Here is a 15,227-nt window from a genome sequence, read left to right on the forward strand (position 1 = left end):
GCCGACATTCCTTCAATCCAAAGATTGGCATTGATGTCTTTGTCTGAATCATTCATAATTACGGTTACCAATTGTCCGTTTTCATTCATAAATGAAGTTGATGTTAAATCTGATGTATTGGCAGAACTTCCGACTCTCTGTGCATTTGGTTTTATATATTTTGAAACCTGTCCTACATAATAATATTCATAAGTATAATGCACTTCTCCTGTTTTGGTATCGGCAATGATGGGTGCAAAGCAGAAATTTCCGACATGGTTTGGTCCGCCTGTTTCATCAAGAAGTACATTCCAGTCTGTCCATAAAGATGTACCTCTGTTGAAATCGTTGATCATATTTTTACCATACAATTCTCCTAAGCTTACATCCTCAATTCTTTCCATTTTAAAAACTTCCTTACAACCTTCCGTAAACGCTAAGAATTTGTCAGGAAAAGCTCTTTTGGTTTCCATTACATTATCAAATAACTGGGTTCTGTTATGCCAGACTTCATACCAGTGATAGGCAATTCCGGAAGCGTATTTAGAAACTTCGGGATCGCTTAATGTAGTGGTTGCTCTTTGATAAATCAGGTCTCTGTTGTGATCCCAGATCATTACTTTTTTATCTTTATAGCCGTTTTTCCATAAAGCAGGACCAAGGTTATTTTTCAGGAAATTACCTTCTTCTTCAGCGGTGTACAAACAAGACTCCCAGGTTTGCTTTGCCATCGCTTCATTCTGAATAGTTAATCCCCAAATATTGATTCCTTTTTTTTCGTATTCCTGAATAAATTTCACATAATAATTTGCCCAGGTCTGATAATATTGACTTTCCAATTTACCTCCATCCAACATATTTTTATTGGTTTTCATCCAAGCAGGTGGACTCCACGGAGAAAAATATAACTTAAAATTGTTTCCAATCAATTTTTGAGCTTCTTTAATCATCGGAATCTTAAACTTTTCATCATGAGCCACATTAAATGACTTCAATGAAGTATCATTATCCTGAACATAAGTATAAGAATCGCTTGAGAAATCGCACGAGTTCATATTGGTACGAACAACCGAATATCCCAACCCGTTTTTTCCGTAATAAGCTTCAAGGATTTCTTTTTGCTTATCCTTCGGCATTTTATAAAAAGTTTCAGCGGCAGCATCTGTGATAGCACCTCCGATTCCTATTAATTTCTGATATTTAAAATCCGGATCAACAAAAATACTGGGTTCATTTTCTTTCGGCTGATCGAATTTTTCAAATTTTACCATTCCTTTATCTGCCAGTTTTTCATTGGTTTTAGCATTGGTAAGAATAATTCTGGCGGTTTTGCCTGCATTCTTTTTCCAGTAGTTTTGTGCATTGGCATTGAAAATCATTCCGATGACAAAGCAACTTACAATTAGCTTTTTCATTTATTTCTTCTTCTTTTTTCTATTTATATTTAAACCAACCCGTAAAAAATTCTTTCGAATTTTTGCCATCCTCCAACGGAATAGAATTTTAACATTAGTTATTTTTATATACTCTCACGTAATCTATATAATACTTTTGAGGAAAGATCGTATCATCAATTCCTTCTTTTCCGCCCCAAAATCCGCCGACTGCCAGATTTAAAATTATAAAATACGGTTGGTCAAAAGGCCAGGATTCATAAGTCTTTTCTTTATTTTCATACGTGAAAAACTTCTGATCGTCAACATAAACATCAATTTTTTCAGGAGTCCAGTCCGCTTTATACACATGAAATTTTTCGCTTGCATCCTTTACAATCAAAGTGTCGGTTTTCTGAGTTCCGATGATGTGGTTGTATTTTTTCGTGTGAGCCGAAGCATGAATATAGCCCTGATTAAACCCAACATGTTCCATGATATCCAATTCTCCGTCATCCGGCCATTTCTTCATATTTTCGCTCATCATCCAGATTGCAGGCCATGTTCCGCGCCCTTTTGGAAGCTTTGCTCGGACTTCAACTGTTCCATATTGAAAGGAAAACTTTCCTTTAGTTAAAAGCCTTGCGGAAGTATACTTATTCTTTTCCCAATTTTCTTTTTTAGCCTCAATAACAAGATTTCCGTTTTCCATTCTTGCATTGTCAAGACGGCTTTTGGTATAAAACTGAGCTTCATTATTTCCGTAACCATCACCTCCGACATCGTAATTCCATTTTGTGGCATCGGGTAATCCTTTTCCGTTAAACTCATCATTCCAAATCAACTTTCTATTGGAATCGGGCTTGTTTGAAGCACAACTTTCAACAAAGAAAGCTAAAGCTCCTCCCACTAAAATAGTTATGATATTCTGAAGTTTCATGCTCTTGGTTTAAATTCAATTTAATATTGATCTTCTTTTTTAACGCAAAGTTTTATTTAAATAAATATAATTTTGAGGGAGCAAAGAGTTGCGACAAGTCGCTGAATAAGCATAACTATAAAACATACACTTCAACTAATCAACTTTGTTGATTTTCTTTGCCTCCTTAAAGTCAATAATCCTTTTAAATAAATCTTTGCGTGAAAAATTCTTCAATTAAGTTTAATTTATTTTCAAAGTTTGTCATGCTGGAAGCATCTCTACAAAGATTATTTAGATTCTTTCAGAATGACAAATTCAATATTTATGCTTTTATAAAAAATGTTCAGTCTTTTACCACCAAAAGCGGGTTTTATCCCGCTCTTAGTCGAAGTAAACTAATATTTATTTTGACCAATTAATTCTTTTTGTCTGAACATTTTGAGAATCGGTTCCGATCATAATGTCGAAGTCTCCGCCTTCCCAATCAAAGTTTAGCTGATCATCATAGAATTTTAAATTTTCCGGAGTTAATGTAAAATTGACTGTCTTACTTTCTCCTTTTTTAATAAACACTTTTTGGAAACCCTTCAATTCTTTCACAGGTCTTACGACTTTCCCTACAAGATCTCTGATATATAACTGTACTACTTCTTCTCCGTCATAATTTCCAGTGTTAGAAACATTTACACTAATATTTAAAGCCTGATTTCCTTTAAGGTTTACTGAACTTAAATTCATATCAGAATATTTAAAATTCGTGTAACTTAAACCATAACCAAACGGGAATTTCGGATCATTATCCAAATCGATATAAGCTGAAACATAATTTCTGTCTGTATTATTTTTCGCAGGTCTTCCTGTATTGTAGTGATTGTAATAAACAGGAATTTGTCCTTCTGTTCTAGGAAAAGTCATAGGAAGTTTTCCACCCGGATTTACTGTTCCGAAAAGAACATCCGCGATCGAATTTCCGGCTTCCGTTCCCAACCACCAAGTGTACATGATCGTAGGAATATTGTCTGCAGCCCAATCAAAAACCAAAGGTCTTCCGGCATTGATCATTAAAACGACCGGTTTTCCTGTTTTTGCAATTTCTTTTAAAAGATCTTCCTGAACTCCCGTGAAATGTAGATTACTTCTGCTTTTTGCTTCACCACTCATTGCTGAACCTTCGCCTAAAGTCATGATCACAACATCTGCTTTTTTTGCCGTTTCCACAGCTTCAGCAAACATCGATTTGTCCTGATCATCAACGTTGGCGCCTTTTGCGTAGAGTAAAGTTGAATTTTTGTCTAATTGATTTTTAATTCCATCAAACTGAGTTACAATTCTTTGATTATCATCTTTGAAAGCAATCGACCAAAAACCGTGATTCGCAGAAGTTTCTTTTCCAAAAGGTCCGATTAATGCAACAGTTTTAGTAGATCTTGAAAGTGGAAGAATATTTTTTTGATTTTTAAGCAAAACAATACTTTTCGAACCAAATTCTCTTCCGAATTTTCTGTTTTCCAGATTGTTGGTCTGTTCTTTCTGTCTGTTTTCGTTGCTGAATCTGTAAGGATCATCGAATAATCCCATTTCAAATTTTTTAACTAAAATTCTTCTCGCTGCATCATCAATCAACTTCGGATCAACCTTTCCTTCTTTAACTAAATTAGGAAGTTCTGCCATGTAAGCACGGCTTTCCATATCCATGTCACTTCCTGCATTAATAGCTTTTTCGGCTGCTTCTTTATTGTCTTTTGCATAACCGTGAGAAACCATTTCACCGATACTTCCCCAATCTGAAACTACAAAACCCTTATAATTCCATTTGCCTTTTAACAAATCTCTTAAAATATACTTGTTTCCCGTTGCCGGAATTCCGTTAATATCATTAAAAGAATTCATAAAAGTCGCAACACCCGCTTCTGCAGCTGCTTTGAAAGGTGGAAGATAAGTTTCGTTTAATTGTCTTAAACTCATATCGACAGAATTATAATCTCTTCCGCCAACTCCGGCTCCATACGCTGCAAAATGCTTTGCACAAGCCATAATCGCATCAAGATTACCCAAACCTTTTCCCTGAAAACCTTTGATTCTTGCCAAACCAATCTGAGTTCCCAGGTAAGTATCTTCACCAGAACCTTCCATCACTCTTCCCCATCTCGGATCTCTTGCAATATCGACCATTGGCGCAAAAGTCCAGTGAATACCATAAGCAGAAGCTTCTGTTGCAGCAATTCTTTCAGATTTTTCAATTAATTTTAAGTCCCAACTTGCAGCCTGACCTAAATTTACAGGAAACGTTGTTCTGTATCCGTGAATGACATCCTGTCCGAACAACAAAGGAATTCTCAATCTCGATTTTAAAGCTAATTCCTGAAACTTTCTTGTTTCTTCAGCTCCCGCCACATTGAGCATGGAACCGACTTTACCCTGTTTTATTTCATTTAAAACATTTGCAGAATTGGAATTCTGAGGACCTGTTGCATATTCAAAACCGCTGTATTGAACCAACTGTCCTACTTTTTCTTCTAACGTCATTTTTGACAATAGCTCAGAAACTTTCTGATCAATCGTCTTTTGTCCGAATGCATTCATCCCAAATGCTGTAAATGCCAATATGAAATAAACTCTTTTCATTTTTTAATTTTAGAAAATATATGTTGCGGTTGAAACTCCTGGAATTGTCACAGAAGCCGTTTTTTGATTATACTTAATATTGAACGCTTTTTCCGTAGAATTGCTGTTCTGAACAATCAAAACTGTTTTCCCCGCCGGAGTTTTAAAAGCTACTGTTGAAAGATTGTCTCCTTGTGTAGAAGCGATTCTCTGAGAATTTACAGGAACAAATTTTGAGGCATGAGCAATAATGTAATAGGCAACATTTTTGTCGTAACCTGCTGCTCCATTCACTGTAATTGCACCTTTACATTGGGTACAACCACCTGATGTATGCGGTCCAAACGAAGCATCATTTGCTACATTCCATTCCAAAGCTGTCTTACTCCAGTTTCTCATCGATCCAATAACAACATTTTTCACATGCCAATCCAAATCTCCGGAAAAACCTCCGGTAGAACTCGTCCATTGTTCTGTAAAATATACGTTTTTATTTGGAAATAAATTATGAACTGTACTTAAAGCTGAAATATCTCCTGCGTACAAATGAAAAGCCGATCCGTCAACATAAGGATTTGCAGCCGTATCATTTAAAACAGCTAAAGGATAAGCCGGATTATCGCAATTGTGATCGTAAGCAATAATTTTAGTATTAATATTTGCAGCCTGGAAAGCGGGACCTAAATTATTTTTGATAAAATTTGTCTGATCTGTGGAAGTCATTAACATACTCGGATTATTTCCTGGATGTAATGGTTCGTTTTGTGGTGTGATGGCATCGATTTTAATTCCCTGAGCCTGCATTGCCTGAATGTATTTTACAAAATATTGGGCATAAACTCCATAAAATTCGGATTTTAAGCTTCCTCCCACACTGTTTCCGTTATCTTTCATCCAAACCGGCGGTGACCAAGGTGTAGCTAAGATTTTAATATTCGGATTAATCATCAAAATATCTTTTAACATCTGGATAACAGCCTGATCTTTAGTTAAACTAAATTGTGCAAGCGTAGGATCTGTCTGTCCTGTTGGCATATCATCATAAGAAAAAACTTCACTGTTCAAATCTGAAGCACCGATGCTGATTCTTAAATAATTAATACCAATTCCTGAACTACTGAATAAGTCATTCAATAATTCCTGTTTCTTGGTCGCATTCAGCTGATTAATTACCTGAACACTTCCTCCTGTAAGCGTATATCCAAAACCATCAATATTTTGGAAAACCTGCGAAGCATCCACTTCGATTGTCGTCCCGGTGCCTGAAGTTCCAGAAAAATAAGCTGTACCCTGTTGTTGTAGTTTCACTGTCTGATCTCCTTTTGTCAACCACACCTGTACCGGGTCTCCGGAAGTACTTCCGCCTCCGTTGTTCCCTGAATTATCGCTATTATTAGCTAAATCCGAAGATGTACTGCTGCAGTTTAAAAAAGAAAGAAGCGCTACACCGCAAAGTGCAGCACTTCTAAGTACGAAACTATATGAATATTGTAATTTCATATTAAATTTAATATTGCAAAATTATTGCATTCTACGGAATTCTACCTTATCAATACTTAAACTGTTAACAGTTGATCCTCCACATTTTATCTCCAAATAAACAGTTCCTGTAGTTGTTGCTGTGTAAATGCCCGCATTTTTAACGGTATCACAGCCTACAGATGAAACTTTTCCTTTGAATGCAGATTTTCCACATCCTGACCATGTATTGATATTTCTATAAACTGTTCCTGATATATCCTGACCTGTGACCGGAATACTGTTTAAAACATAAACTTCAAACCATGTATCTACTAAAGCTGTATCGGATGAAGCCACCATATCAATTGAATATTTTTGTCCGGCAACAACATTTACAGCCTGAAAAATACCCTGTTGCGCACCTCCTGATGCGACAATAGTAGCTTTGCCATTTGCAAAAACCCATTGTGCTCCAGAAGCACTTATTTTGTGAGTTGTCCATTTTGCAACTTCATCAGGAGTATCAAATCTTCCGCCTAGAATCATATTTCCGGCAATAGGGTCTGAAGTAGGAACTGTAATAGTCTGAGTTCCTGTACCAGCTAAAACTCCACCCATTCCATATGCTTGATGTTCTATTACATAGGTTCCTGCGTCCGGAAGAAAAATATCCTGTATGTTTTTTCCGATATTAAAACCTTCATCATCAATATTCCATTTTGTTGTGATGTAGTTATTTGCGTTTGTCGTTAGTCTGTATCTGTTTTCTGCGGTTTTTGCTACTTTAAAAGAGCCATCTACAGCTCCTTGAGAAAGTCCGTTTCCATCACCATCTACAGTATCCGGAGAACAGCTTGCCAAGAAAAATACAGCTGATCCTAATAAAAGGCTCTTATTAATATATTTAGTTATCATATTTATTAAAATTAGTAGTTAGGATTTTGTTTAAGAATTGTTCCTGTAAGCTCTGTATAAGGAATTGGCAGAATTTCGTTTTTGCCCGCAACAAAACCTCTTGAACCTAATTTTGCAGGAGCATCACCCCATCTTACTAAATCAAACCAACGGTGACCTTCACCGGCAAGCTCTCTTCTTCTCTCATCTTTAATAGCCTGCATAGAAACAGGAACCGATGCCAAACCAACTCTTGCTCTTACAGCGTCAAGCAAAGCTTGTGCTCTTGAACCAGACCCGTTAAGTGCCTCAGCTTCCATTAAATAAGTATCTGCCAGTCTAAGATAGATATAGTTTTGACGATAGTTTAATTCTGCAGGACCAGGCAAAGTCGTTACTTCATCTTTTGTTGGCATATATTTATTTAAGAAATATCCACTATCCATGTAAGCTGGCGAATAATCAGCTTTATTTTGCTCTTTAAGGACTTTTACATTCAGGATTGTGGCATCCATTCTTGGGTCACCCTGCATAAAGTTGAATAAATCTGGTGTTATCGCATTAAATGCCCATCCTGCAACAACATCTGGTGCATCCGCAGTTTTTTTACTATATCCTCTCGGAGCGACCATAATATTAGTAGAGTTCCCTTCATCATTACCTTGTCCCCAAAAACTCCAGTCAGAATTTCCTTTGTTAGTATGCATTACTTCGATAATAGATTCTGTAGTGAACTTATTATCTGTAACCCAAAGACTTGCAAAATCGCTTACCAACTTGTATCCGTATTGACTTGTTCCGCCAGGAGTTCCATTTACGTCAGCAAACTGTGCAGCCGCTTCGGCTTTTTTATTATCAAATAAATAAACTTTTCCAAGCAATGCTTTTGCAGCTCCTTGCGTTAATCTACCTTTCTGATCTCCCGAAACGGTCATTGGTAACCCCGGAATAGCAGCAAGCAGATCTGCCTCAATCTGAGCATATACTGTAGCTTTAGGAGTTTGAGGAATATTATAGTAATCGTCTGTAGCTTTAATTTCTTTAAGAATTAAAGGTATATTTCCAAACATTCTTACGAGTTCAAAGTAATATAAAGCTCTTAAAGTTTTAGCTTCTCCCGTAAATCTGTTCTTTACAGCATCACTCATGTCTGCTGCAGGAATTTTTTCTATCAAAACATTAGCTCTGGAAATTCCCTGATAATAATCTCTCCAATAGCTTGCAGGCATTGTGTTGGGATTCAATTGATAATTCGATAATCCCTGAATCCCTGCACCGTCTGTTGAACTTCCTCCTCCTGCATAAAAATCATCAGATCCTGCATTGAAGAATGTCACCATATTCTCGAAACCACCTGCATATTTTCTTAACGGATCATAGGTTCCTACAAGAGCAAAGAAACATTCCTGCTCATTTCTGAAGAAATTATTCGTATCAAACGCTCCAAGGTTTTTTACGTCTTCAAGATTATCTGTATTACAAGCTACATTGATTAATCCGGTTCCGATAAACAATGATGCTGCTATGCTTATTTTAAATATTTTATTTTTCATTTTTTAATCTTATTTAGAATGTAACGTTAGCTCCGAAAAGGAAAGTTTTAGCTTGTGGATAATATGCTCTGTCTATACCAAAGCTATCACCAGCCGCAATTTCAGGATCGTAACCTGTATATTTTGTAAATGTGAAAAGGTTTTCACCTGTTACATAAAAACGAAGTTTACTTACTCCAAAGTTTTGTGTCATTGTTTGTGGAAGTGTATATCCTAATTGAACCAGTTTTATTCTCACATAGTCACCTTTTTGAAGGTAATAATCAGACATCCATGTGTAATTATGGTTGGTATCATTAGTTGTAAGTCTTGGAGTTGTGTTAGATGTACCTTCACCTGTCCAACGATCTAAAATAGCTGTCTGATAGTTTGCATTCAAAATATCAAGACGTCTAAGACCCTGGAAAATTTTGTTTCCGGCTTGTCCTTGAGCAAAAACCATTAAATCCCAGTTTTTGTAATTCAAATTAGCAGTCAAACCAAAATTAAATTTCGGAACTGAATTTCCTAAATTAACTTTATCAGCATCACTGATTTTCCCGTCTCCGTTTGAGTCTGCCCAAATGAAGTCTCCTGGTTTTGCATCAGGAAGGATTAGTTGACCATTTGCATTTTTATAAGCATTAATCTGGTCCTGATTTTGGAAAATACCTAAATTCTTATATCCGTAGAATGATCCGTAAGATTCTCCTACCTGAATTCTTGAAACAGGTCCCATAGACTGGAATCCAGGTCCATCAATATATTGCCTTCCTTGTTCCAGACTTGTAACAGTATTTTTAAGATATGCAAAGTTTCCATTTACAGAAACTCCCCAATCTGACCAGTTTTTCTTATAACCCAGCTCTACTTCTATCCCTTTATTTTCCATATCTCCAATATTTGCAGTTGGAGCAACTGTTACTCCTACGTATCCAGGGATTTGGATTTGTCTTAAAATATCCGAAGTTTTCTTTTTATACACATCAACGGTTAAATTGAAATTGGTTAAGAATTTAATATCTGCTGCAATATTTAATTGAGAAGTAGTTTCCCATTTCAAATCCGGATTTGCTAATGTATTTGGAATATATCCCGGCATGATTACATTACTCCCGTTTGTATAATTTGCTCCCGGTACATAGAAACTGGCAAAAAGAAAATCTCCTATCCCGTCATTTCCTAAAATCCCGTATCCTCCACGTAATTTCAAACTGTTAACAATTTTGTTTTCCGGCCAGAAGTTTTCTTTATCTACATTCCATCCTACAGAGAATGCAGGGAAAGTTCCCCAATGATGATTAGCTCCAAACTTTGAAGAACCATCACGTCTGATTGTTCCTGTAAACAAATACTTATTAGCATAATCATAAACAATTCTTCCAAAATACGATGCTTTATGAGTATTTACATAATCCCATGCATTCATATTTTTTTGATCCTGCGGAACAAAATAGTTGAAAGAAGCATCCAGGTAACTGCTGATTGGTAAGTTAGTATGAGTTACCGTCTGTCCGAAACCAATATTATATTCGTAATAACCTGTACCAGCTAAAACATTGAAATTGTGTTCTCCAAATTTCTTTTGCCAGTTAACTGTATTTTCAAAACTCCATTCTAATTTTTGTTGAGTTGTTCTGCTCAAGCTATTAAAATTTAAATTACTGTAATTTGGATTCAGATAAAAAAGCGGTGTAAAGCTTTGATTTCCCCAATATGATTTTTTACCGTTAATAGATGATTTAAATGTAAAATCTTTTGCAAATTTCACTTCAGCAAAAATATTAGCAATAAAATCATCGGACCAACCTGTATTTCCTAATTGTGTGTATCTAAAAGCAAGCGGATTAGACATTTCCTGACCTACCAAATTAGAAATACCATAAGGATTTCCATTAGGGTCTCTTACAATGTTAGGGTTTGAATATGTACTAGAATTAGCCACAGCAGGATCAGTTACAACCAAAGGTGTTGTAGGGTCCAAATTCACAGCAGAACTTAAAGGTCCCCCAAATTCACCATTAGCATTGATTCCCTGAGATTTTGTATGAGTATAAGCAAAAGTCTGCCCAACTGTTAACCAATCTGTAACCTTATGTGTTGAGTTTAAACGTCCTGTTAATCTTTTGTAATTAGAAATATCACTCATTACAATACCTGTCTGATCAAAATATCCGAATGATCCGTAGAAAGTAGATTTTTCATTTCCTCCACTGATACTGATTTCATGATTAGATCTTTCACCAGTCCCGAAAATTGCATCTTGCCAATCTGTACCTTTTCCTAAAGATTGTGGATTTTGGAAAACTGGGTTTTGTCCACCGTTCACATAAGCTTCATTTAAAATAGTTGCATACTGAGTTGCATCCAAAAGATCTAATTTTCTTGATGCTCTTGCTGTACCATAAGATCCGTTGTAAGAAAGATTTAATCTACCTCTTTTTCCTTTTTTGGTAGTCACCAAAATTACCCCTCTTGCTGCAGAAACCCCATAGATTGCAGAAGAAGCACCATCTTTTAAAACCTCAATACTTTCAATGTCTGATTGATTCAGCCAACCAATTCCATCTACTACAATCCCATCAACTACCCATAAAGGATCATTATTGGCATAATAACTGGTAATACCTCTTACCCGAATTGTTGCAGCGGAACCTGGTTGACCCGAATTTGAAATTACATTTACTCCGGCTGCTCTACCCTGTAACACTTGTTCAGGTTTACCCGCCGGAATGTTATCAATGTCCGCAGCTTTAATACTTGAAATCGCACCCGTCACATTACTCTTCTTCTGAGTACCGTAACCGATCATTACCACTTCCTCGATTTTTTGTTCTTTTGGAAGCGTGTCTTTCTTTGTGTTTTGGGCACTGAAATTGGCAGTGAAATATAGCACTGCAACCATTCCCAAACTTCTAGATATTCTTACATTCATATACAGTTAGTTTTTTAATTCTCAAATTGAGACAATAAAAATATATTTTTTTTTAAATAATTAACATTTTATTAATAATTATTTTAATATTTCGTTTATTTTTGGGGGTTTAAAGCCATAATTTTTTCTTAATAATCATTAAAAATTAGCAAAAATCCAATAAAAACAATCCCCAAAATGTCAACCAAGCTCTCTAAAATCTCACTTCCTCTAAAGTTAACTTTTCTAATTTTCTCCATGGTCTTAAACTGCATGGGCATTGTAATTCTTCAACTTTCGGAGGCAAAAATCACCTATGATAAACTCGGTTTTTTAGAGTCATTTAAAGATCTTCCGATTGCCTTTATTTCTCTTTTTGCTGTTAATTTTATCAGCAAATTCGGAACAAAAAAATCATTAATTCTGGCATTAACAATTGTTGGGATTTGTTCACTTATTTTACCATTTGTGGAAGTATTCTGGTTTTATAAACTGTGGTTTGCGATTATCGGAACATGTTTCGCGATTGGAAAAATCTGTGTTTTTGGAATTATCAGAAACAATATTTCAGACGAAAAATCTCTTGCCAAAACAATGAATAGTGTAGAGGCATCTTTTATGATCGGGATTTTTGTGGTGAATATAGGTTTTGGATGGATAATTTCAAGCCAGTTCTCAGAATTCTGGAAATTTGGCTTTTTATCAATTTCTGTTTTATCTGCAGTAACCATTTTTTTGTTTTCAAAACTTCCGATTTCAGAACCCGTTAAAATTGAGAAAGAAAATATGATCAAAGATCTTTTCTCTTTAATTAATCCATTGATTATTGTATTTTTAGCTGTAATTCTTTCCATAGTTTTTGTCGAGCAAAGTTTTAATTCCTGGCTGCCGTCTTTTTACAAAAACCATTTAAAGGTTAATTCGTTTTTTGCACTTCAGGCTTCCTCATTCTTAGCACTTTTCTCTTACATCGGAAGAACAATTACCGCAAATATTATTCAGAGATTTTCTTTATCTAAATACTATATTTTATGTCTGTTATTGATCATTTTGGTACTCATCATTATTATCGGAATACAGCTTTTTGACACAGACGATTCAAAATTATTATTGTTTTTATTTCCTGTAATCGGATTGTTTTTATCGCCGCTTTACCCTGTTATCAATTCAAAAATGATCGCTCAGATTGATAAAGCAAAAGCGAATCTTTTTACCTCATTAATTGTAATTTTTTCTTCTCTTGGCAGCTCTGTCAGTTCAATTATTATGGCAATTTTGTTTGGAAATCAAATGTTGAATTTTTATTCTGCATATATTTTATGTGCTGTACTTGTGGTATTTACAATAAGTTTAATTTATTTTAAGCTTGCTGATAAAACTTTTGGAAAATAATTTTATTTTTACTCCCATGAAAATCAAGAACGAAAAAAACAAAGAGACTCTTCAGGAACTTATTGATACAAAGGACTTTGTAGCGCATGTGTCTGTTGACTGTACCATATTTGGTTTTCATAATAATATCCTGAAAGTCTTACTTTTGAAGTATCATGACCTCAATCTGTGGTCTCTTCCCGGTGGTTTTGTCTTCAATGATGAAGATCTTCGTGAAGCAGCTGCGCGAGTTTTGCATGAAAGGACACATCTTAAAGATATTTTCCTGAAACAATTTCATACGTTTGGAAGAATTGACAGAACGGAGAATAATGTTCACCAGATTCTGTTAAACAACAAAGGTGTTGAAGTTCCTAAAGATCACTGGATCTTTCAACGATTCATCACAGTCGGATATTGCAGTCTGATCGATTTTTCAATGGCAAATACTTTTCCGGATGCTTTTAATGAAAGTTGTGAATGGTTTGAAGTTGACAAGCTTCCCAAAATGGCATTTGATCATGACAGAATTATAGAAACCGGACTGGAATATCTTAGAATGAACATCAATACAGAAGTTGCAGCAAGTAATCTCCTCCCCGAAAAATTTACGATGAAAGATCTTCAGTGTCTGTATGAAACAATTTTAGGTGAAAAATTCAGAAGAAATAATTTCCAGCGTAAAATATTGAGTTTAAATATCTTGGAAAGACTTGAGAAGTTATACGACGGCTCTGCAAATAAAGCTCCCTATTTGTACAAGTTTATAAACAGAATTTATAATCCGACAAATCAATACCCTATTTCAAACGAAGACGGGAATTAATTTTATTCTTTTTTGTTTTAAAATTTAATTTAAACCATTAAAAATCAACAGATAAAAGACATTTAAAAAAAATTTCCCTGAAATACTGAAAAGTCTTATTTTTAGGAAAATTAAAATATAATGTCATATTATTCCCTTACAAGCATTCCTGACTATTACGGGATCGATGCTTTACTTACCGAAGAACACAAACTTATCCGTCAATCTGTAAGAGATTGGGTTGAGAGTTTTGTGATGCCTCAAATTGATCACGCTGCTCAAAATCATACTGATATCCCGAATTTGATGAAAGAATTGGGTCAAATCGGAGCCTTAGGTCCATATATTCCGGTTGAATATGGTGGTTCTGGGCTTGATCAGATTTCTTATGGTTTGATTATGCAGGAGTTGGAAAGAGGTGATTCTGCGGTACGTTCTGCTGCTTCTGTACAAAGCTCTTTGGTGATGTTCCCGATTAATGAATTTGGTTCTGAAGAGCAGAAAAGAAAATATTTACCCAAATTAGCAGCCGGAGAAATGATAGGTTCTTTCGGTCTTACAGAGCCTAACCACGGTTCTGATCCGGGTTCTATGGAAACACATTTTAAAGATATGGGAGATCATTATCTTTTGAATGGAGCTAAAATGTGGATCACAAATTCTCCTCTCTGCGATATTGCAGTAATTTGGGCAAAAAATGAAGAAGGAAAAGTTCAGGGATTAATCGTTGAAAGAGGAATGGAAGGTTTCACAACTCCGGAAACTCACAATAAATGGAGCTTAAGAGCCTCAAAAACAGGCGAATTGGTTTTCAATGATGTGAAAGTTCCAAAGGAAAATCTACTTCCGGGAGTTACTGGTTTAAAAGGTCCTTTATCTTGTTTAAATTCAGCGAGATATGGAATTTCCTGGGGCGTAATTGGTGCTGCAATTGATTGCTATTGTACTGCGGTTCAGTATTCTAAAGAAAGAAAACAGTTCGGAAAACCAATTGGCTCTTTCCAGTTGCAACAGAAAAAATTAGCAGAATTTTTAACTGAAATAACTAAGGCTCAATTGCTTTGCTTACAGTTAGGAACACTTAAAAATGCACATAAAGCAACTCCTGCTCAGATTTCAATGGCGAAAAGAAACAATGTAAAAATGGCTATTGATATTGCAAGAGAATCCCGTCAAATCCTTGGAGGAATGGGAATTATGGGTGAGTTCCCGATGATGAGACACGCTGCAAACCTAGAATCTGTGATTACTTACGAAGGAACTCACGATGTTCATTTATTAATAACAGGTTTGGATATTACAGGAATTAACGCTTTCTAAAAATTAGAAAATTGAAATAAAAAAAGAGCTTGACGAATAATCAGGCTCTTTT

10 protein-coding genes are annotated in these 15,227 nt (G+C 35.5%); 3 read left to right on the plus strand and 7 right to left on the minus strand.

The features are described 5' to 3' along the window. From ABD745_RS07605 to ABD745_RS07635, 7 genes are all read right to left on the minus strand, one after another. On the minus strand, positions 1–1,394 hold a 1,394-nt coding region (locus tag ABD745_RS07605), incomplete at its 3' end, for a glycoside hydrolase family 30 protein (RefSeq protein ID WP_344827576.1). A gap of 94 nt (positions 1,395–1,488) precedes the next feature. Continuing rightward, positions 1,489–2,292: a glycoside hydrolase family 16 protein gene (locus ABD745_RS07610; RefSeq protein ID WP_344827579.1), complete on the minus strand. Its 804-nt coding sequence runs from the start codon at positions 2,290–2,292 to the stop codon at positions 1,489–1,491. 384 nt (positions 2,293–2,676) lie between these two features. Then, the gene (bglX, locus tag ABD745_RS07615) at positions 2,677–4,899 is read right to left on the minus strand and encodes a beta-glucosidase BglX (protein ID WP_344827581.1); all 2,223 of its coding nucleotides are present in this window, start codon (positions 4,897–4,899) and stop codon (positions 2,677–2,679) included. A gap of 9 nt (positions 4,900–4,908) precedes the next feature. Beyond that, positions 4,909–6,378 carry a glycoside hydrolase family 30 protein gene (locus ABD745_RS07620; RefSeq protein WP_344827584.1) on the minus strand — a complete coding sequence of 490 codons (1,470 nt, stop codon included), beginning with the start codon at positions 6,376–6,378 and terminating at the stop codon, positions 4,909–4,911. 21 nt (positions 6,379–6,399) lie between these two features. Then, a complete protein-coding gene (locus ABD745_RS07625; protein WP_344827587.1) occupies positions 6,400–7,254 on the minus strand; it encodes a hypothetical protein in 855 nt (284 codons plus the stop codon). Positions 7,255–7,265: 11 nt separating this feature from the next. Further along, positions 7,266–8,786 carry a RagB/SusD family nutrient uptake outer membrane protein gene (locus ABD745_RS07630; protein ID WP_344827590.1) on the minus strand — a complete coding sequence of 507 codons (1,521 nt, stop codon included), beginning with the start codon at positions 8,784–8,786 and terminating at the stop codon, positions 7,266–7,268. A 13-nt stretch (positions 8,787–8,799) separates the two neighbouring features. Further along, the gene (locus ABD745_RS07635; protein ID WP_344827592.1) at positions 8,800–11,700 is read right to left on the minus strand and encodes a SusC/RagA family TonB-linked outer membrane protein; all 2,901 of its coding nucleotides are present in this window, start codon (positions 11,698–11,700) and stop codon (positions 8,800–8,802) included. A gap of 237 nt (positions 11,701–11,937) precedes the next feature. Here ABD745_RS07635 and ABD745_RS07640 point away from each other — a divergent pair, with 237 nt between their 5' ends. The 3 genes from ABD745_RS07640 (at position 11,938) to ABD745_RS07650 (ending at position 15,175) form a co-directional block, all read left to right on the plus strand. Next, entirely contained in the window at positions 11,938–13,071 is a 1,134-nt protein-coding gene (locus tag ABD745_RS07640; protein ID WP_344827830.1) for an MFS transporter, read from the plus strand. Positions 13,072–13,087: 16 nt separating this feature from the next. Next, positions 13,088–13,876: an NUDIX hydrolase gene (locus ABD745_RS07645; protein ID WP_344827595.1), complete on the plus strand. Its 789-nt coding sequence runs from the start codon at positions 13,088–13,090 to the stop codon at positions 13,874–13,876. A 120-nt stretch (positions 13,877–13,996) separates the two neighbouring features. Further along, a complete protein-coding gene (locus ABD745_RS07650) occupies positions 13,997–15,175 on the plus strand; it encodes an acyl-CoA dehydrogenase family protein (RefSeq protein WP_047402169.1) in 1,179 nt (392 codons plus the stop codon). Positions 15,176–15,227 lie beyond the last annotated feature (52 nt).

Origin of the sequence: Chryseobacterium ginsenosidimutans (assembly GCF_039536845.1) — a bacterium.
GTDB lineage: Bacteria > Bacteroidota > Bacteroidia > Flavobacteriales > Weeksellaceae > Chryseobacterium > Chryseobacterium ginsenosidimutans_B.